This window comes from Streptomyces yerevanensis (assembly GCF_000716805.1).
Classification (GTDB): Bacteria; Actinomycetota; Actinomycetes; order Streptomycetales; family Streptomycetaceae; genus Streptomyces; species Streptomyces flaveus.
Map to the genome: position 1 here is coordinate 32,666 of NZ_JNWJ01000040.1, position 18,254 is coordinate 50,919.

The window sequence follows — 18,254 nt, forward strand, 5'->3', positions numbered from 1 at the left end:
GTACGGGGCACCATCAATCCATCAGACGTTCGCCGGCTCCGGCTCCCCGGACTCCGCCGGCTGGGACGGCGGAGCCGCCCGCTTCGCCGCGCGCTTCTTCGCCCGGCGCTCCTTGCGGAGTTCCACCATCGCGTACAGCGTCGGGACCAGCAGCAGTGTCAGCAGCGTGGACGTGATCAGGCCACCGATGACCACCACCGCCAGAGGCTGGGCGATGAAGCCGCCCTCGCCCGTGATGCCCAGGGCCATGGGGAGGAGGGCGAAGATCGTCGCCAACGCCGTCATCAGGATCGGGCGGAGGCGGTGGCGGCCGCCCTCCAGTACGGCCTCGACCACTCCGTAGCCCTGCCTGCGGTACTGGTTGATCAGGTCGATCAGGACGATCGCGTTCGTCACCACGATGCCGATGAGCATCAGCATGCCGATCATCGCCGGTACGCCCATGGGGGTACCCGTGGCGACCAGCAGACCGATCGCGCCCGTCGCCGCGAACGGGATGGAGACCAGCAGGATCAGCGGCTGGATCAGGGACCGGAAGGTCGCCACCAGGAGCATGAAGACGATCGCGATCGCCGCGAGCATCGCCAGGCCCAGGGAGGCGAACGCCTCGTCCTGGTCCTGGGAGACACCGCCGATCTCCGCCGTCGCCCCGTCGGGGAGCTTGAGCGCGTCGAGCTTCGTCGTGAGGTCCGCGCTCACCGCGCCCGTGTTCTCGCCCGTCGGCTTCGCCGTGATCGTCGCCGCGCGCTGACCGTCGATCCTGGTCATCGAGACCGGGCCGTCGACCAGCTCCACCGTGGCGATGTCACCGAGTACCACGCCGGGACCGAGCTGGAGTTTCTTCAGCTCGTCCAGCGTCTGGGCCGGCTTCGCCGACTTGATGACCACGTCGCGCTCGGTGTCGTCCAGGATCGCCTTGCCGCTGGGGGTGCCGCGTACCGCCTGGGCGACGGCGGCGCCGAGCGTCGTGTCGTTGAAGCCGGCCGCGGCGGCGTCGGAGTTGGCCTTGACGGAGATCCGCGGCACGGACTGGGCGAGGTCGCTGGTCACGTCCGTGACGTCGTCGAGCCCGGCGACCGCGTCCCGCACCTCCTCCGCGGCCTCGCGCAGCACCTCGGCGTCGGCGGACTTGACGACCACGCTCAGCTCCTGGGCGCCGAAGCCGTCACCGGCCGAGATCGTCGTCGTACCGATCCCGGAGAGCTTGCCGAGCCCCTCCTCGATCCGGTCCTGGACATCGTCGTACGAGGCCGAGTCCGCGACCTTGACGGTGTACGAGGCCTGGTTGGAGTCCGTGCCCCCGCCGAACGCGGCCAGGAAGCCGGACGAGCCGACCGTGACCTGGTAGTCCTCGACGCCCTGCACACCGTCGAGCAGCTGCTCGACCTTCTTGGCCTGCGCGTCGGTCGCGGCCAGGCTGGTGCCGGGCTTCAACTCCTGCTTGACGGTGAGGACTTCCTGCTCACCCTGGTCGAAGAAGTTGGTCTTCAGCAGGGGCGCCATGGCGAACGTACCGATGAGGACGACCACCGCGATCGCCACGCTGGTGAGGCGGCGCCGGGTGGCGAACCGCAGGACAGGGACGTAACTGCGCTGGAGCCGGCTGCGGGCCTCCTTCTCCTCGGCCTTGCGGCGTGCTTCGTCGGCGTCCGCGGGCGTGCCTTTGGGGGCGCGCAGGAACCAGTACGAGAGGACCGGTACGACCGTCAGCGAGACGAGCAGTGAGGCCAGCAGTGCCGCCGTCACGGTCAGGCTGAAGGAGCCGAACAGTTCGCCGACCATGCCGCCGGTCAGGCCGATGGGGAGGAAGACGGCGACCGTCGTGAGGGTGGAGGACGTGACCGCGCCCGCGACCTCCCGTACCGCCTTGAGGATCGCCTCCTGGCGCTCCTCGCCGTAGCCGAGGTGCCGCTTGATGTTCTCCAGGACCACGATCGAGTCGTCGACGACGCGGCCGATCGCGATCGTCAGGGCGCCCAGTGTCAGCATGTTGAGCGAGAGGTCCCGGGTCCACAGGACGATCAGCGCGAGGACGACCGACAGCGGGATCGAGACCGCGGTGACGAGGGTCGAGCGGACCGAGGCCAGGAAGACCAGGATGATCACGACCGCGAACAGCAGGCCGAGCGCGCCCTCGGTGGTCAGGCCCGAGATGGACTTGGAGACCGCCGGGCCCTGGTCGCTGACCACGGTGATCGTCGAGCCGGAGCCGAGGTCTTTGCGCAGGTCGGGCAGCTTGTCCTGGACGGCGTCGGAGATGGCGACCGCGCTGCCGTCGTGGTCCATCGTCAGCGCCACGGACAGGCTGGGCTTGCCGTCGGTGCGGGTGATGGACTGCGCCGTGGCGGGCTGCTCCTCGACCGTGGCGATGTCCCCGAGGCGCACGGGCTTCTTGACGCCCTCGCCGGTGACCATCAGGTCCTGGATCTGCTTGAGCGAGGTGAAGCCGCCGCCGACCTGGACGGTGCGGTTGCTGCCGTCCTCGTCGAAGGAGCCGGCCGGGACGGTCGCGCCGCCCGCCTGAAGTGCCTGGCCGAGGACGGCAGGGTTGACCCCCGCGCGCGCCATCTCGGCGTCGTCGGGCGTGACGGTGACCTCGAGGTCCCGTACGCCGTCGACCGTGACCTGGCCGACGCCGTCGATGTCGCGCAGCTCGGGCAAGACCGTGCGGTCGAGCTGGTCGGAGAGGGCCTGCTGATCCTTGTCGGAGGTGACGGCGAGCACGACGGTCGGGATGTCGTCCGTGGAACCGGCGACGACCTGCGGGTCCACATCGTCCGGGAGCTGGACGCGGGCGCGGTTGACGGCCTGCTGGACGTCGGCGACGAGTTGCTCGGTGTTGTTGCCGTAGTCGAAGGACGCCATGATCAGGGCGTTGCCCTCGCTGGCGGTGGAGGTGACGCCGGAGATGCCGTCGACTCCTTCGAGGTTGTCCTCGATGGGCTCGACGACCTGCTTCTCGACGACGTCGGGGGACGCGCCCTGGTACGGCGCGAGCACCGACACCATGGGCAGTTCGATGGTGGGCAGCAACTGCTGCTTGAGCTGCGGGATCGCGATCGCTCCGAAAGCTAACGCGACGATCGACATCAGCCCGATCAGGGCCCGTTGAGCGAGGCTGAACCTGGACAGCCAGGACATGGGTGGCGGATCTCTCTTCTGTGGCTGGGGGTGGCTGTGTGTGCTGGAGCGGCAAGAAGGGCACAAGTGAGTGCCCACCCCTACACCCTGAGCCACCGTCGAGAGCCGATCCGTCGCTCCCAGGTCCCGTTCCTTATCCGGCCCCTACTGCGGGCGCAGTACGGGCGGACGGGGCTCACTCCACCCTTGGACGTACCAGCCCCGACTCGTAGGCGATGACGACCAGTTGGGCCCGGTCGCGGGCGCCCAGCTTGGCCATGGCGCGGTTGACGTGGGTCTTCACGGTGAGCGGGCTGACCTCGAGGCGTTCGGCGATCTCGTCGTTCGAGTGGCCGCCCGCGACCTGGACGAGGACCTCGCGCTCCCGTCCGGTCAGCGCCGCGAGGCGTTCGGCTCGGGCCGGGTCCCGGTCGTCGTCCGCTCCGTCGCCCTGCGCGAGGAACTTGGCGATCAGCCCTTTGGTGGCCACCGGCGACAGCAGCGCCTCACCGCTCGCCGCGACCCGGATGGCGTTGAGCAACTCGTCCGGCTCGGCCCCCTTGCCGAGAAAGCCGGAGGCCCCGGCCCGCAGCGACTGCACCACGTACTCGTCGACCTCGAAGGTCGTCAGCATGACCACGCGTACGTGCGTGAGGCCGGGGTCGGCGCTGATCAGCCGGGTGGCGGCGAGACCGTCCGTGCCGGGCATGCGGATGTCCATCAGGACGACATCGGCCCGCTCCTCGCGCGCGAGCCGCACCGCCTCGGCGCCGTCCGAGGCCTCGCCGACGACCTCCATGTCGGGCTCGGAGTCGACCAGCACGCGGAACGCGCTCCGCAGCAGGGCCTGGTCGTCGGCGAGCAGGACGCGGATGGTCATGCGGGGTCCCCCGTGGGTGCCGTTCTCCTGGATGCCGCAGCCGTTTTCGGTACGTTCACCGAGGCGGTGTCCCCGGCCTTGTCGGCGGTGCGGCTCTTGACCGGCAGGATCGCATGGACCCGGAAGCCGCCTCCGTAGCGGGGTCCGGCGGTGCAGCTGCCGCCGAGCGCGGAGACCCGCTCGCGCATGCCGAGCAGCCCGTGCCCGCCGTTCTTGTCCTGCCGGGCCTCGGCGTCGTCGCCTGGCCCGTTGTCCAGCACGGTGATCTCCACGTTCGGCCCCACGCGTACGACGCTGACCTCGGCCTTCGCCTCCGTACCCGCATGCTTGCGCACATTGGTGAGGGCTTCCTGGATGATCCGGTACGCGGCCAGGTCGACGGCCGCGGGCAGGGCGGTGCCCTGGTCGGTGCGGGCCACCTCGACGGGCAGGCCCGCGCTGCGGAAGGTGCCGACGAGTTCCTCGAGCCGGTTCAGTCCCGGAGCCGGTTCGGTGGGCGCCTCGGGGTCGCCGGACTGCCTCAACAGGCCGACGGTGGCACGGAGTTCGTTGAGCGCGGAGCGGCTGGCCTCGCGTACGTGGGCGAGGGCTTCCTTGGCCTGGTCGGGGCGCTTGTCCATGACGTGGGCGGCGACTCCGGCCTGGACGTTGACGAGTGCGATGTGGTGGGCGACGACGTCGTGCAGATCCCGGGCGATGCGGAGGCGTTCCTCGGCGACGCGGCGGCGGGCCTCTTCCTCGCGGGTGCGTTCGGCGCGTTCGGCGCGCTCTCTTATGGCGTGCACGAAGGCGCGGCGGCTGCGGACCGCGTCGCCCGCGGCGGCGGCCATGCCGGTCCAGGCGAAGATGCCGAGGTTCTCCTGCTCGTACCAGGGCATGGAGCCGGCGAGCATCGCGACGCCCGTCAGGACGGTCATGGTGAGCGGTCCGACCCGCCAGGTGGTGGGCCGGTCGGTCGCCGACGCCACGGTGTAGAGGGCGACGACGGCGGACATGACGACCGGGGTCCGCGGGTCGCCGCTGACCAGCTCCAGGAGGGAGAGGGCGCCTGTCACCGCGAGCACCGGCAGGGGGGCGCGACGGCGGAAGACCAGGGTGACGGCGGCCAGCGTCATCAGGGTGAGGCCCAGCGCGTCGGGTGTCTGCGTGCCCCAGGTTTTGCCGTGGTCGTACTTGTCCGGGGCGACGAACGACCCGACGATCATGCACGCCAGTACGGCTGCCGCCAGCGCGCCGTCCACTGCCAGCGGGTGGGCCCGCAGCCAGGTTGCGGTGCGCTTGATTGTGCTCACGCGTTTACCGTACGGGGCCACTGCGTGGGGCGGAACGGTTGGTGGCGGTAACCGGGGGTTGAGCTGGGCGCCTATGGGGGTGGTGGGTTCGGATCACTGGCGAGTGCGGGTTCGTTGTGGCTTGTCGCGCCCGCGCGGCGGAGCCGCATATCAACACAGCCCCGCGCCCCTATGGGGCGCTTCCCTGCACCGGAGCTAGAGCGGCTGGCCCGGGATCAAGCCGTCCTCGCTCAGCATTTCCCGGACCTCCTCCAGTGTTGCGTCCGGGGACGGGAGGATCAGTTCCGAGGGTTCGAGGGCGTCGTCGGGAAGTGGGGTGCCCAGGCGGCGTACCGCTGCGAGGAGGGCTCCCAGCGTGCGCCGGAAGCCCTCTTCGTCGCCGGACTCCATTTCCGCGAGGAGCTCGTCGTCCAGCTTGTTCAGTTCGGTGAAGTGGGCGTTGTCCAGCCTCACCTGTCCCTCCCCCATGATCCGTACGATCACGACGCCCTCCTCAAGGCGTGGGACTACTACGGCGTGGGACTCACTGCTTGTCGAAGCGCGGAGTGTCCCGCGGCTGGTCCTGTGACTGGGACTGGTCCTGGGACTGGCCCGTACCGCCCTCGATCGCCTGCTGCTGCGACGAGGGGCCGGCCAGCTCGGCCTTCATGCGCTGGAGCTCCAGCTCCACGTCCGTGCCGCCGGACAGCCGGTCCAGCTCGCTCTGGATGTCGTCCTTCTGCAGCCCGGACGAGTCGTCGAGGGCACCGGAGGCGAGCAGTTCGTCGATGGCGCCGGCCCGCGCCTGGAGCTGCGCCGTCTTGTCCTCGGCGCGCTGTATGGCCATGCCGACGTCGCCCATCTCCTCGGAGATGCCGGAGAAGGCCTCGCCGATCCGGGTCTGTGCCTGGGCCGCGGTGTACGTGGCCTTGATGGTCTCCTTCTTCGTACGGAAGGCGTCGACCTTGGCCTGCAGCCGCTGGGCGGCGAGCGTGAGCTTCTCCTCCTCTCCCTGGAGGGTCTGGTGCTGCGTCTCCAGGTCCGTGACCTGCTGCTGGAGCGCGGCACGGCGCGACAGCGCCTCACGGGCCAGGTCCTCCCGGCCGAGGGCGAGGGCCTTGCGGCCCTGGTCCTCCAGCTTCGAGGACTGGCTCTGGAGCTGGTTCAGCTGCAACTCCAGGCGCTTGCGGGACGTCGCCACATCGGCGACTCCGCGGCGCACCTTCTGCAGCAGCTCCAACTGCTTCTGGTACGAGTAGTCGAGGGTTTCGCGCGGGTCCTCGGCCCGGTCAAGGGCCTTGTTCGCCTTCGCGCGGAAGATCATCCCCATACGCTTCATGACACCGCTCATGGGCTTCGCGCGCCCCCTTCTGACGGACTTCCAGCTCCAGCGACTGCAACAGAACCCACGGTACGGGCTCTGCATCTATTACCGCACTGTTCGGGGACGGATGCGCTCATCCCCAAGGACGACTGTGGTCGGCACCGCTCCGGCGTAGGGAGTAGGTGCCTCCCAGGGTTAGGTACGGGACAACTTCGGGATTGCCTCAGGCGCACTGGGGGCGAACCGTCGGCCACGCCCTCTCTGTGTCCCCCCTGTGCCCCTACAGACGACCGGTGTTGCCGGATCGTTCCCCGCAGGACTGTGGTCCATGCCTGCGAACCCCTTACCCTTGGGTTTTGTGTTCCGAAGCCGTGCCAAGGAAGAGAAGGCCCTCGCCGACAAGGCGCAGGTGACCGACTCCAAGCAGCCCCGCGACCCGCAGGCCCCCAAGGGTCGCCCCACGCCCAAGCGCAGTGAGGCCCAGTCCCAGCGCCGCAGCGTCGCCAGTACTCCGACGAACCGCAAGGAGGCGGCCAAGCGGCAGCGCGAAGACCGCCGCGCGGCGCTGGCGAAGCAGCGCGAAGCGCTGGCCAGCGGTGACGAGCGCTATCTGCCCGCCCGTGACAAGGGCCCGGTGCGGAAGTACGCGCGCAACTTCGTCGACTCGCGGTTCTGCGTCGCCGAGTTCTTCCTGCCGATGGCTGTGGTCATCCTCGTACTGAGCATGGTCCAGATACCGCAGCTGCAGAACATCGCTCTGCTGCTGTGGCTCTTCGTCATCGTGATGATCGTGGTCGACTCGATCGGCATCGCGATCCGCCTGAAGAAGCAGCTGAACGAGCGCCACCCGGACGAGTCCAAGCGCGGCGCGGTCGCCTACGCGCTGATGCGCAGCCTCCAGATGCGTCGCCTCCGGCTGCCGAAGCCGCAGGTCAAGCGCGGAGAGCGGCCCTGAGCGCGGCAGCTTTCGCGGGGGGTGCGGCGGATGCCTGGCTGAGCAAGCTGGGCGGCCTGCGCGATGTCGTACGCCAGGAGCTGGTGGCCCGGCAGCTCGACGAGCAGATAGCCGGGCGGTTCCCCGTGGGGCAGCGGCTGCGGGTGCTCGACGTGGGTATGGGTCAGGGCACCCAGGCGCTCCGCCTGGCGCGGGCCGGGCACAAGGTCACCGGCCTTGAGCAGGACCCGAAGATGGTCGCCACGGCCCGCGAGGCGCTCGCCGCCGAGCCGGAGGGGATACGCAGCCGGGTGCGGCTCTTCGAGGGGGACGGGCGGGAGACCGGCGTCCACTTCCTGCCGGGCAGTTTCGATGTGGTGCTGTGCCACGGCGTGCTCATGTACGTCGAGGAACCCGACGCCCTGGTCGCCGGCCTGGCCCGGATGCTGGCCCCCGGCGGACTGCTGTCGTTGCTCGTACGGAACGGGGACGCCCTCGCCATGCGGCCGGGCCTCGCCGGTGACTGGCCCGGTGCGCTGGCCGCGTTCGGCACCAGCGCCTATACGAACCGGCTCGGCCTCGACGTACGCGCGGACCGGCTCGACACGCTCACCGGCACTCTGGCCGGGATCGGGGCGCCGTTGCACACCTGGTACGGGGTACGGGTCTTCACGGATCTGGCCGCGGACGACGCGCCCGTTCCGGACGACGTGGAAGCGTTGCTGGCCGCCGAGGAGCGGGCCGGGCGGACGGATCCTTACCGGGGAGTTGCGGCCTTGCTGCACCTGTGCGGGGTGCGGGGCTGAGCCCCTGAAGCTTCGGTGGCCGCGACCGTACGTACCGTACGGTCGCGGCCACTGTGCCTGTTGCGATACGCCTACGAAGAAGCCTCGGCGTGCAGGCTCATCGGGCCGTAGATCTCCGTCGCGTCCTCGAACAGCCGTACCTGGTCCGCTCCTCCGTCGGCCAGCGCCTTCCAGTGCTCACCGATCCAGGACTCGGCGTCTCCCTGCGTGGTGAACTCCTCGGGCTGTACCGCGGGCTGGACCTCCGCCCCGTCGGCCTTCTCGAACCGCCACGTCCATGCCGCCATGTCGCCTCCCAAGTACCGAACCAGTACCGAGCAAGATCGGGTTGCGTCCCAGACTAGGCGCTCCGCCGCAGGTTCGGGGTTCGCGCGTCCAAAGGGTGCGTCCCTAAAGGGGCCCCTGTCGCGCAGGCGGTAGGCCGAGGCGGAAAAATCACCCCCGTGGAACTCACTCTGCTCGGGACCGGTGCTCCCGATGGTCTGCCCCGTCCCGGTTGTCCCTGTGCGGCCTGCGCGGCTGCGCTCGGGCGGGAGGCACGGGCTGCCACCGCCGCTCTCGTCGACGGCACGTTGTTGCTCGACCTCACTCCCGGGGCGGCGTTCGCGGCTGCCCGGGTGGGGCGGTCGTTGGGCGGTGTGCGGCAGGTGCTGCTGTCGCATCCGCATGACGGGCCGGCGGTCGAGGTGCCCGCGGGGCTGCCGCAGCCCGGACGGGTGCCGGACGGGCGGGAGTTGGCGCTGCTGACCGGGCATCGGGTGCGGGCGGTGCCGCTGGACGCGCCCGGGACGGGGTACGCGGTGACCGGGCCCGACGGGCAGCGGCTGCTGTATCTGCCGCCGGGCGCGGCACCCTCGGGGCTCGACAGGACAGGGGCGGCAGACGGGTCGTACGACATGGTGGTCGCCGATGTTCTCGGGCGGCCGGACGCGCTGGCCCGGTTGCGCGCGGCCGGGGCCGTCGGACCCACGACCGACGTGATCGCGGTCCATGTCGGCCACGATGTGCCGCCGGGCCCGGAACTGCACCGGCGGCTCGCGGCGGCGGGCGCGCGGGCGGTGCCGGACGGGACGACGCTGATCGTGGGCGTGTACGAGGACGTGCCCGACGTACCGCGCCGGACGCTGGTCCTCGGCGGAGCGCGGTCCGGGAAGTCGGTGGAGGCGGAGCGGCGTCTGGAGGCCTTCCCGGATGTGCTGTACGTGGCGACCGGTGGTGCCCGCGACGGTGACGGCGAGTGGGCGGCGCGGGTGAGCGTCCATCGTGAGCGGCGCCCCGCGTCCTGGCGTACCGCCGAGACCTGCGATCTCGTACCGCTCCTGAAAGAGGACGGGCCGCCGCTGCTGATCGACTGTCTGTCGCTGTGGCTGACGGACGCGATGGACTCCGTCGACGCCTGGGACGACGACGAGTGGGCCGGCGGCGGCGAAACCGCCCTGCGGGCCCGGGTGGAGGAGCTGACGGCCGCGGTCCGCGAGACTCGTCGCACTGTCGTGGCCGTCTCGAACGAGGTCGGGTCCGGGATCGTCCCGGCCACGCCTTCGGGCCGCCGCTATCGCGATGAACTGGGTCGGTTGAACGCGGGGTTCGCGGCGGAGTGCGAGCACGTGTTGTTGGTGGTGGCGGGGCAGGCGGTGTCGCTGCGGGGGTGAGGGTCGCGGAGCGGCCGGGATCGGGGGGTCGCGGAGCGGCCGGATCCGGGGATCGCGGAGCGATCTGAAAACGGGCGGGTGGGCGAGGGAAGAGGGCCGCGGAGCGGCGGGGATTCGGGGATCGCGGAGCGATCAACATGGGCGGGTGGGTGGGAAAAACTCCGCGGAGCGGTCAAAAGGCTCAGCGCCGCGCGAGCACGCGGTACGAGTTGGAGAAGCGGGTGCGGCGCAGCAGCGGGGCCAGGGCACGGTCCAGGGCGAACGGAACGGCCAGCACAGGAGCAAACCCCCGCCCTGCCAAGCGCAGCGCCACCGCTCCGGTGAGGTCGTACGGGACATGCGGCGCCCGCCGGTCGACGGAGACGACCGTGCAGCCGAGCCCGTCCAGCTCGCCGAGCAGATTGCGCAGCGGCACGAGATGCAGATGCCGCGGCTGCCCGTACGGCAGCCACCACTTGCCGAGCAGTGCGCCGAACGCGCAGTCGGGGTCCGGGACTTCGACCAGCAGATGCCCGCCGGGCCGCAGCACGGCGAGCGCGGCGCGCAGTTCCTCGCGCGGGTCGGGGCTGTGTTCCAGGTGGTGGAGCATGCTCACCACGTCGTAGCGGGCCCGCAGCCGCTCGACGAGGCCGGGCAGCCGGCCGCGGTGCGCCTCCTCGATGCGGCCCAGCGCCCGCGCCCTCTCGACGCGTGCGCTGGGGTCGGTCCCGTCGAAGGCCGTGTACGGGTGCACCTCTCTGGCGGCGGCCGGGAACCGGCCGTATCCGGTGCCGACGTCCAGCCAGCTCTCGGGCTCGCCGTACGGGAGCATCGCGCGGGCCACGGCCAGGTGGCGTCCGCGTCCGGCCCGGGTGCGGAGGATGCGTAGGGGCAGGGTCTCGTGGGGGAAGTCCCGCTGGTAGAAGGCCAGGCCCTCAGTGGTGAGGCGGGGGTTCTGGAAGGCGTGGCCGCAGTCCTCGCACACGTCGAGGACGAAGGTGCCGGGCTTGCGCTGGAGCAGGTCCGGCGTACGCAGCCGGGTGCGCAGCCGCCGTGAGCCGCACCAGGGGCAGTCGGGCCTGCGGGGTTCGTGGAACCTGCCGGGATCCAGGGCGAGTTCGCGGGGATACGCGATGCGGCGCGTAGCGCCGGCCTGTGGTGTGGGGGGCATGAGCGGCTCCTGCCAAGAACGACGCGGTACGACGCGGTACGACCCGTAAGGCCCGTACGGCAATTCACTGCAAAACGGAACGTAGGGGATCCCCCTCACCGATGCAATGACGTAGTGGAGTCGTCGCTTCACCTGCCGTGACAGGGTGCTGACGGGGGCCTTGTCGCGTGGGCGGCCCGTCCAAGGTCGGGTGCGGCCTCTGCCGGTACTGTTCGGCGAATGAGCTCGCTTAATCTCGACGACTTCACCGACCTGATCGAGCGCCCCGACGGCGGGATGCGCCGGGACGCCGAGGCGCGCCGGGAGCGGCAGATCGTGCCGCCCGGGTCCCTCGGGCGTCTCGACGAACTGGGTGAGTGGCTGGCGGCCGCGCAGTCGGCCGTGCCGGTGCGGGCGATCGAGCGTCCGCGTGTGCTGTTGTTCGCGGGTGACCACGGGGTTGCCGAACTCGGTGTCTCCGCCCGGCCGCCCGGCAGCGCCGACCAGCTGGTGCGGGCCGTGCTCGACGGCGCGAGCCCCGCGGCGGTGCTGGCCCGGCGGCTCGGCGTGCCCGTACGCGTGATCGACATGGCGCTCGACTGCGAGCCGGAGACACTGCCCGACGAGGTCGTACGGCATCGGGTGCGGCGCGGCTCCGGACGGATCGACGTGGACGACGCGCTGACCATCGAGGAGGCGGAGGCGGCGTTCCGCGCGGGGGTCGCCCTCGCGGACGAGGAGGCGGACTCCGGGACCGATCTGGTCGTCCTCGGCGATGTGAGCGTCGGCGGGACGACGGCCGCGGCCGTACTGATCGCCGCGCTGTGCGGGACCGACGCCTCCGTGGTCACCGGGCGCGGCGGGCGCGCGATCGACGACCTGGCCTGGATGCGCAAGTGCGCGGCCGTACGGGACGCGCTGCGGCGGGCCCGGCCCGTACTCGGGGACCAGTTGCAGCTGCTCGCGACGGTGGGCGGCGCCGACCTCGCGGCGATGACGGGTTTCCTGCTGCAGAGCGCGGTACGCAAGACGCCGGTGATCCTCGACGGTGTCGTCTCCGCCGCCTGCGCGCTGGTCGGGCAGCGGGTCGCCTTCCGTGCTCCCGACTGGTGGCTCGCGGGCCAGAACAGCGGGGAGCCCGCGCAGGCGAAGGCCCTCGACCGTATGGCTCTCGAGCCGCTGCTGGACCACGGGGTCACGGTCGGCGAGGGCGCGGGGGCGCTGCTTGCCCTTCCCTTGGTCCAGGCTGCGGCTGCGCTGGCCGCTGAGCTTCCGGAGACGCCCGCCCCGGAGGAGACGAAGGGCGCGGAGGACCCGGAGGAACCCACGAGCCTGGAGCCGCAGGGCCCTGACGGGGCCTGAGCGCTCCGCTGGGTTAGGCGGTTTCGAAGCTGCGGGTTCGTTGTGGCTGGTCGCGCCCGCGCGGCGGAGCCGCATATGTCACCGCCCCGCGTCCCTGAGAGGCCTGCGGCCTCCCTAGGGGCGCGGTGCCGCGCCGGACTTCGGGGTCGGGTCCGGTCTGCCGCCGATCCAGTCCTCCAGTCGGCGGCGGGGGCCGGACCAGCGGCGGTCGTGGCGGTAGGCGCGCAGGCTTGATCTGGCGCGGGCGCGCGGGCGGCGGCGGTAGAAGCGTTTGGCCCACGGGGAGCCGGGGCGGGCGAGGCGGACGGCGCCGATCAGGGCGACGAGCGGAACGATCACGCCGAAGATCGCGAGGCGGGCCTTGCCCTTGCTGAGGGCGAGCAGGGCGATGAGGAAGTTGCCCGCCACGCTGCTGATGACCGCGCCGCGGTCCTGCAGTTCCTCCTCGCTGAGGTCGTTGACGCCGAACGGCACGAAGCCGAGGAGGACCAGGCCCCCCAGCGCCGCCGTGATCGCCACGACCTCGACGCTCTTGCGGCCCTGCTCGCTCCAGTAGACGTCGTCGAGATGCAGGATCAACGCGAACTCGTCGAGCACCAGGCCTACGCCCATCCCGAAGAGCACCGCGCTCACCATCGTGCCGAAGCCGTGCCCTCCGCCCGCCACCGAGCCGAAGCCGCCGACGACGGTCAGGATCACTCCGGGGACGACGTGGTGGATGTGCACGCCGCCGGTCTTGACGTTGCGGAACGGGCCCTTGCCCGCGCGGATGAGCCGGGTGATGACCCGCGTGATCACGAACGTGAGCACGAACGAGGCGAGCGCCAGCAGCAGTGGCAGCTTCCCCGGCTCGAGAATGTTCCGGTACCACCAGTCACCCATGGACCCATCCTGCGACCGGATCAGGCCCGCTGCCTGCTGTGCCGTACCCTGCCGCCCGTGTCCAAGCCCGAGAACGAGCCCGCGCCCGAGCCCTCCGCGAATCCCTGGCCGGACGGCCTCCGCTTCGCCTTCGGCACCCTCACCGTGCTCCCCGTGACGGTGTCCCGCTGGGACCGCGAAGCCGCCCGTACGGGCATGCTCTGCGCGTCCGCCGCGGGTCTGGTCGTCGGCCTGTGCGCGGCCCTGGCGGGCTGGCTGTTCCTGCTCCTGGGCGCCGGCCCGCTGCTCGCCGCCGTGGCCACCACCGCGATACCTGCCGTGCTCACGCGCGGCCTCCATCTCGATGGGCTTGCCGATACGGCGGACGGGCTGGGCAGCGGCAGACCCGCCGCGGACGCGTTGCGCATCATGAAGCAGTCGGACATCGGGCCGTTCGGGGTCATCACCCTCGTCTTCGTCCTCCTCGCGCAGGTGGCGGCGCTCGCCGAGGTGTACGGGTCCTCCTGGACCGGCGGCATGTACGCGGCCGTCGTCTCGGCGACCGCCGCGCGGCTCGCGCTCACCCTCGCCGCCCGCGCGGGGGTGCCACCGGCCCGCCCCGAGGGCCTGGGCGCGGCGGTCGCGGGGACGGTTCCCCTGCAGGCCGCCCTCGTCGCGACGGCCGTCGTCACGGGCGCGGGCGCGCTGCTGGGGGCGTACGACGGGATGTACGGCGTCATACGCGGTGCGCTCGCCGTGCTCGTCGCCTGCGCGGCGGCCGAACTTCTGCTCCGCCACTGCGTCCGCCGCTTCGGCGGCGTCACGGGTGACGTGTTCGGCGCACTCGCGGAGACGGCGGCGACGACTGCGCTGGTCGTTCTGGTCCTGAGCTGAGGGGGTTTCTCGCCCCCGCCGCCCCTACCCGTCCCATCCCGGGGCCGGCCCCGGACCCCGCTGAGGGCTGCGCCCCCAGACCCCCTTCGGGGCTCCGCCCCGGACCCCAGCCCGGGCCCGCATCAATCAGCCCGTCCGGCGTTTGAGGACGAGGCCGTTCAGGCCGATGGGGGTCTGGGGCGCAGCTCCAGCGGGGTCCAGGGGCGGAGCCCCTCGGTATGGGACGGGTAAGGGCGGCGGGGGCGAGTCACCCTCACCCCAGCCCCAGCGCATGCGGCAGCGTCCCCCACGGATGCGCCCCCGTCCCCGGCACCCCGCAGTGCACCATCGCCCCCCGCGCATGCGCCAGTTCGCCCACGCGAGCGCCCGCCGGCACCCCGTACACAAGGTGGCACAGGCGGGTGCGTGTACCGCCCGGCCACGGGTCCGGCCGCAGGCTGCGGTACGCCTCCCACGTGCCCTCGAAGGTCACGAGGACGTCGGCCAGCCTGCCGTACGCGGGATGCGGCGCCACCCCGTGGTTGAAGGTCAGGGTGTCGCAGCCGGCACTCCAGGCGGCGGTGGCGAGCCGCTGGTAGTAGCCGAACTCGCCGAGCCCGGTGGCGACTTGGTCGAGGAAGGCGCCGTTCGTGCCGTACCAGTCGCGGTGTCGGGTCAGGTCGCGGACGACGTCGGCGCGCGGTCTTCGGCCGTAGGCGGTGTCGACGTATCCGAAGACCCGGACGTCGGCCGCGCGCAGCCGCTGCGCGATCTCGGCGAACGCCGGGTCGGGGTGTTCTCCGGGGCCGCTGGCCGGGTTCAGTACGACTCCGTAGAGGCGGGGCGCTGCGGCGACGATCGCCTCCCATTCGGTGGGGCGGACGGAGGGGTGCTCGTAGTACGGGACCAGCAAACGGCTCACCGGTGGGCCGTCGCTCTGCCCAGCAGCCAGCACACCAGGCCCGCCAGCACCCCGGCGGCCGTGGCGTACACGACGAGGCCGACCAGGTGCGGGTCCGCACCGTCCACCAGCAGCGCCATGCTCTGGGCGAGCCCCGCGGCGCAGCAGACCACAGCGGCGCTCAGGACCGCGCCGAACGACTGGAGCAGCAGGCCCGTCCACAGGACCACGCCGAGGAGCATCAGGGCGGTGAGCCGTACGCCGCCCAGGCCCGGCGCGTCGGGCCACAGCGCGGCGGTGGCGAGGCTGAGCACGAACAGCGCCGCGAGATAGCCGCTGAGGCACTTCACGAGGGTGACCGCGGTGGTCCGCCAGAACGCACGGGACGTACGGCTGGAGCGCAGCCCGGCGAGGCTTCCGCTGCGGAACCGGTACAGCAGCCACTCGGCGGGCCCCATGCTCAGCGTGAGCGCCACGGCGGCCGGTGCGGCGATCGCGGCGTCCGCCCCGGCGCCCTCGGCCAGGACGTCGCCGAGCGCCACGTACACGACGAGTACGCCGCTGCCCACCCCGAAGAAGGCGTACGGCAGCGAGGCGCCGAGCCAGGGCGCGGCGCCGGGGCGTGGCCGTTTCCCGTCGCTTCGGAAAGGCAGCAGCGCCGCGAACCCCGCCGCCCAGCTGATCCGCTTCCCGTCCCCCGGCTCCCGTACGGCCGGGGCGACTTCGCGCACGGCGAGCGCCGAGACCGCGGCCAGGGAGCCGAGGAGCAGTGCCAGCCTCGCGACGTCCGGCACCGGGCGGGCCAGTGCCAGGAGGGCGCCCGCCGTCATGGGCAGCAGGGCGGCCAGCAGGGCCCGTTCGCGGCCCATCACCAGCAGCACGGTGGCCGCCCCGAGGTAGCAGGACTGCCCGGCCGCGAAGGCGACCGCGCCGAGATGGTCCGAGGCGACGGCCAGGGCGACCAGCGAGCCGAGCAGGGCGCCCACCGGAGCGCCGAGGAGGAGTGAGCGGCGGGAGGCGGTGCGGTCGCCCAGCCCCAGCCAGGAGTACGCCCGATGGGCCAGGCCCTGGTTCCAGGCCCAGCCGCACAGGGCGCCGGCCAGCAGCGGCGCCGTACCGGCCGGGAGACCGAGTCCGTCCTCAGGGCCCGCGAGGAGGGGCGCCCCGAGGACGTAGCCGAGTCCGGGCAGTGCGAAGACGACGCCTCTGAGCAGGCAGCCCAACAGGCCTGTGCGCCAGGGGTCGTGGGCCGGGCCCGCCGGTTCGGGGTGGCGGCGTTCGACGCGTGCGTACAGTTCCTCGGCGAGCGAGAAGGAGTCCTTGCAGCCGTACTTCTCGCGTATCTGGTCGTCCGACATGCCGTCGGACTCCAGGAGCGCGGCGATCTCGTCGGGGTGGACGGCGGCGGCGACGAACTCCTCCAGGCGCGTGGCGAGTTCGTCCACCGGGTCGGCACCCGCCCAGCTGGGCCGGCGTCGGCGCGGCACGGTGGGGAGGGTGTCGCCGTGCATCCCCGGGGGCATCCGGATCGATCCGCTCACCAGCCCGTCCCGTCCGTGGCGACAGCCTGGTACCAGGGGTCGCGCAGCTCGACGGTCCAGTCGACGACGGTCTCGACTGTGGGCTCGTACACCTCGGGCAGGCCCGCGAGCTCGTGGTAGATGGTGCGGAAGGCGTCCACGGAACGGCGGAGGGTGAACCGGTCGATGACGCGCTGGCGCGCCAACCGGCCCAGGGCCAGGCGCCATTCGTCGTCCTTCAGCAGCGTGAGTGCGGCCGCGGCCATCTTCTCGGGCTCACGCGGCGGCACCACGAGCCCGGTGTCGCCGACCGCCTCGCTCACCCCGCCCACGTCGGTGGAGATCGTGGTCCGCCCGCACGACATGGCCTCGATGATCGAGAAGGGGAAGCCCTCCGATATCGACGACAGCATCACCACATGCCCGGCCGCGTACGCGCGCCACACCTCGCTGATCCGGCCCTCGAAGCTGAGCCCGTCCGTCACACCGAGCTCGGCGGCGAGCTTCTCCAGCCTGGTCTTGTACGCCTCTCCCCCGGCCGGCACGGGGCCGAACAACCGCAGCCTGGTCTCGGGGAGTTCGGCGCGCACCATGGCGTACGCGTGGATCAGTGTCTCCAGGTCCTTGATGGGGTCGATACGGCCGCACCAGGTGAGCGTGGGCACCTCCGGCTCGGGTCCGGCGTGCGGGAAGGCGTGCGGGTCGACGCCGTTGTAGACGGTACGGATCTTGTCGGGGTCGGCGCCTCCGCGCTCCTCCCAGCGGCGGTTGTACTGGTTGCACGGGGTGATCAGATCGGCTGACTTGTAGCCGAGGGTGTTGAGTTCGCGGTAGAAGCCGAGCATCAGGGCCTTGACGGGCCAGCGCTGGGCCTCGCTGCGGTAGCCGAGATAGCGCTCGCGCAGATAGATGCCGTGCTCGGTGAGCAGGAAGGGTATGCCGTCCAACTCCCGTGCGGCCAGGGCGGGAAGGGTGGCGAGGCCGCTGCCGGTGGAGTGCGAGACGGAGCCCTCGGGGAGCCGTACGCCGAGCGGGCGCAGTGCGTGCTCCAGCAGGTCGGTCGCGGTCAGCGCGTCGTGCACGGTGGGCTGCGCGGCGGCGGTCGGCAGATGCGGCATGGTCCAGATCCACATCAGCGAGCGCAGCGCGGCCTCGGTGCGCAGGGCCGCCGACAGCCGTCCTTCGCGGGCGAGCCTGGCGAGTTCGTAGAGCGCCTCGCCGAAGTCGCAGTGCGCCTCGGGGTCGAGGAAGGACAGCAGGAACCGTTCGTAGGTGTCGATGAAGCGGCGGCGGGCGCGCCCGCGTGGTGGGCGCCGGGAGCCGGGGCGGGTGCCCCACAGGGGTATGGATGTGTGCTGGTAGACGTTGGACGGCAGCTCCCAGGTCACGGGTTCGCGACCGCTGCCGGCGAGCGATATGAGGTTGAACTCGACCTCGGGCATGCCCTTCACGAGCTGGTCGCACCAGGTGCTGACCCCGCCGTGGACCAGCGGATACGTGCCCTCCGTGAGCATGGTGACATGACGGCCGGTGGTCATCGTGGGGTTCCCCCTGGAACATGTCTACGGCTCGGTGGCGTGCCCCGGCCGGTCTTGGCCGGGGCACGCCTCGTGCTGCTCGT

Annotated in this window: 16 protein-coding genes; 5 read left to right on the top strand and 11 right to left on the bottom strand. The window is 71.7% G+C overall.

Features of this window, described 5'->3' with window-relative positions:
- Positions 1-21 precede the first annotated feature (21 nt).
- The 5 genes from OP79_RS33090 to OP79_RS33110 all read right to left on the bottom strand — a co-directional run bounded on the left by OP79_RS33090 (position 22) and on the right by OP79_RS33110 (position 6,622).
- The gene (locus OP79_RS33090) at positions 22-3,141 is read right to left on the bottom strand and encodes an efflux RND transporter permease subunit (RefSeq protein WP_033325449.1); all 3,120 of its coding nucleotides are present in this window, start codon (positions 3,139-3,141) and stop codon (positions 22-24) included.
- Between the two features lie 175 nt (positions 3,142-3,316).
- Positions 3,317-4,000, bottom strand: a complete 684-nt coding sequence (locus tag OP79_RS33095; RefSeq protein WP_033325451.1) for a response regulator — start codon at positions 3,998-4,000, stop codon at positions 3,317-3,319.
- Entirely contained in the window at positions 3,997-5,292 is a 1,296-nt protein-coding gene (locus OP79_RS33100; RefSeq protein ID WP_078492160.1) for a sensor histidine kinase, read from the bottom strand. The genes OP79_RS33095 and OP79_RS33100 overlap by 4 nt, the downstream gene beginning before the upstream one ends.
- Positions 5,293-5,487: 195 nt before the next feature.
- Positions 5,488-5,775, bottom strand: coding sequence for a PspA-associated protein PspAA (gene pspAA, locus OP79_RS33105; protein ID WP_033325453.1), 288 nt, complete (start codon positions 5,773-5,775; stop codon positions 5,488-5,490).
- Positions 5,776-5,815: 40 nt separating this feature from the next.
- Positions 5,816-6,622: a PspA/IM30 family protein gene (locus OP79_RS33110; RefSeq protein ID WP_033325455.1), complete on the bottom strand. Its 807-nt coding sequence runs from the start codon at positions 6,620-6,622 to the stop codon at positions 5,816-5,818.
- Positions 6,623-6,923: 301 nt separating this feature from the next.
- Here OP79_RS33110 and OP79_RS33115 point away from each other — a divergent pair, with 301 nt between their 5' ends.
- Complete coding sequence (locus OP79_RS33115; protein WP_033325456.1) at positions 6,924-7,550, top strand: DUF3043 domain-containing protein; 627 nt, start codon at positions 6,924-6,926, stop codon at positions 7,548-7,550.
- A gap of 83 nt (positions 7,551-7,633) precedes the next feature.
- Complete coding sequence (locus OP79_RS33120) at positions 7,634-8,335, top strand: class I SAM-dependent methyltransferase (protein ID WP_033325458.1); 702 nt, start codon at positions 7,634-7,636, stop codon at positions 8,333-8,335.
- Positions 8,336-8,406: 71 nt separating this feature from the next.
- Here the strand turns inward: OP79_RS33120 and OP79_RS33125 are convergent, their stop codons facing one another.
- A complete protein-coding gene (locus tag OP79_RS33125; RefSeq protein ID WP_033325460.1) occupies positions 8,407-8,622 on the bottom strand; it encodes a hypothetical protein in 216 nt (71 codons plus the stop codon).
- A 156-nt stretch (positions 8,623-8,778) separates the two neighbouring features.
- Between OP79_RS33125 and OP79_RS33130 the strand changes: the two genes are divergently transcribed.
- A complete protein-coding gene (locus OP79_RS33130) occupies positions 8,779-9,987 on the top strand; it encodes a bifunctional adenosylcobinamide kinase/adenosylcobinamide-phosphate guanylyltransferase (protein ID WP_033325461.1) in 1,209 nt (402 codons plus the stop codon).
- A gap of 181 nt (positions 9,988-10,168) precedes the next feature.
- Here OP79_RS33130 and OP79_RS33135 read toward each other — a convergent pair whose 3' ends face one another.
- Positions 10,169-11,137: a class I SAM-dependent methyltransferase gene (locus OP79_RS33135; RefSeq protein WP_033325462.1), complete on the bottom strand. Its 969-nt coding sequence runs from the start codon at positions 11,135-11,137 to the stop codon at positions 10,169-10,171.
- A gap of 219 nt (positions 11,138-11,356) precedes the next feature.
- Here OP79_RS33135 and cobT point away from each other — a divergent pair, with 219 nt between their 5' ends.
- Positions 11,357-12,478: a nicotinate-nucleotide--dimethylbenzimidazole phosphoribosyltransferase gene (cobT, locus tag OP79_RS33140; protein ID WP_033325463.1), complete on the top strand. Its 1,122-nt coding sequence runs from the start codon at positions 11,357-11,359 to the stop codon at positions 12,476-12,478.
- A gap of 114 nt (positions 12,479-12,592) precedes the next feature.
- Here the strand turns inward: cobT and OP79_RS54315 are convergent, their stop codons facing one another.
- Positions 12,593-13,360: a hypothetical protein gene (locus OP79_RS54315; protein ID WP_033325464.1), complete on the bottom strand. Its 768-nt coding sequence runs from the start codon at positions 13,358-13,360 to the stop codon at positions 12,593-12,595.
- A gap of 57 nt (positions 13,361-13,417) precedes the next feature.
- On the opposite strand from OP79_RS54315, the gene OP79_RS33150 reads away from it, so the two are divergent.
- A complete protein-coding gene (locus tag OP79_RS33150; RefSeq protein WP_033325465.1) occupies positions 13,418-14,233 on the top strand; it encodes an adenosylcobinamide-GDP ribazoletransferase in 816 nt (271 codons plus the stop codon).
- Between the two features lie 253 nt (positions 14,234-14,486).
- On the opposite strand, the gene OP79_RS33155 is transcribed toward OP79_RS33150, so the two are convergent.
- The 3 genes from OP79_RS33155 to pelF are packed head-to-tail and all read right to left on the bottom strand — an operon-like array spanning position 14,487 to position 18,171.
- Entirely contained in the window at positions 14,487-15,134 is a 648-nt protein-coding gene (locus OP79_RS33155) for a spherulation-specific family 4 protein (protein WP_033325466.1), read from the bottom strand.
- On the bottom strand, positions 15,131-16,654 hold the full coding sequence (locus OP79_RS33160; RefSeq protein WP_033325467.1) for a hypothetical protein: 1,524 nt from the start codon (positions 16,652-16,654) through the stop codon (positions 15,131-15,133). Before OP79_RS33160 ends, OP79_RS33155 begins: the two co-directional genes overlap by 4 nt.
- Positions 16,651-18,171 carry a GT4 family glycosyltransferase PelF gene (pelF, locus tag OP79_RS33165; RefSeq protein ID WP_033325468.1) on the bottom strand — a complete coding sequence of 507 codons (1,521 nt, stop codon included), beginning with the start codon at positions 18,169-18,171 and terminating at the stop codon, positions 16,651-16,653. The genes OP79_RS33160 and pelF overlap by 4 nt, the downstream gene beginning before the upstream one ends.
- Positions 18,172-18,254: the final 83 nt, after the last annotated feature.

Coding starts and splice junctions, on each gene's coding strand:
- OP79_RS33095 (WP_033325451.1), bottom strand. CDS start 4,000: ATGACCATCCGCGTCCTGCTCGCCGACGACCAGGCCCTGCTGCGGAGC.
- OP79_RS33110 (WP_033325455.1), bottom strand. CDS start 6,622: ATGAGCGGTGTCATGAAGCGTATGGGGATGATCTTCCGCGCGAAGGCG.
- pelF (WP_033325468.1), bottom strand. CDS start 18,171: ATGACCACCGGCCGTCATGTCACCATGCTCACGGAGGGCACGTATCCG.
- cobT (WP_033325463.1), top strand. CDS start 11,357: ATGAGCTCGCTTAATCTCGACGACTTCACCGACCTGATCGAGCGCCCC.
- OP79_RS33135 (WP_033325462.1), bottom strand. CDS start 11,137: ATGCCCCCCACACCACAGGCCGGCGCTACGCGCCGCATCGCGTATCCC.
- OP79_RS33125 (WP_033325460.1), bottom strand. CDS start 8,622: ATGGCGGCATGGACGTGGCGGTTCGAGAAGGCCGACGGGGCGGAGGTC.
- OP79_RS54315 (WP_033325464.1), bottom strand. CDS start 13,360: ATGGGTGACTGGTGGTACCGGAACATTCTCGAGCCGGGGAAGCTGCCA.
- OP79_RS33090 (WP_033325449.1), bottom strand. CDS start 3,141: ATGTCCTGGCTGTCCAGGTTCAGCCTCGCTCAACGGGCCCTGATCGGG.
- OP79_RS33115 (WP_033325456.1), top strand. CDS start 6,924: ATGCCTGCGAACCCCTTACCCTTGGGTTTTGTGTTCCGAAGCCGTGCC.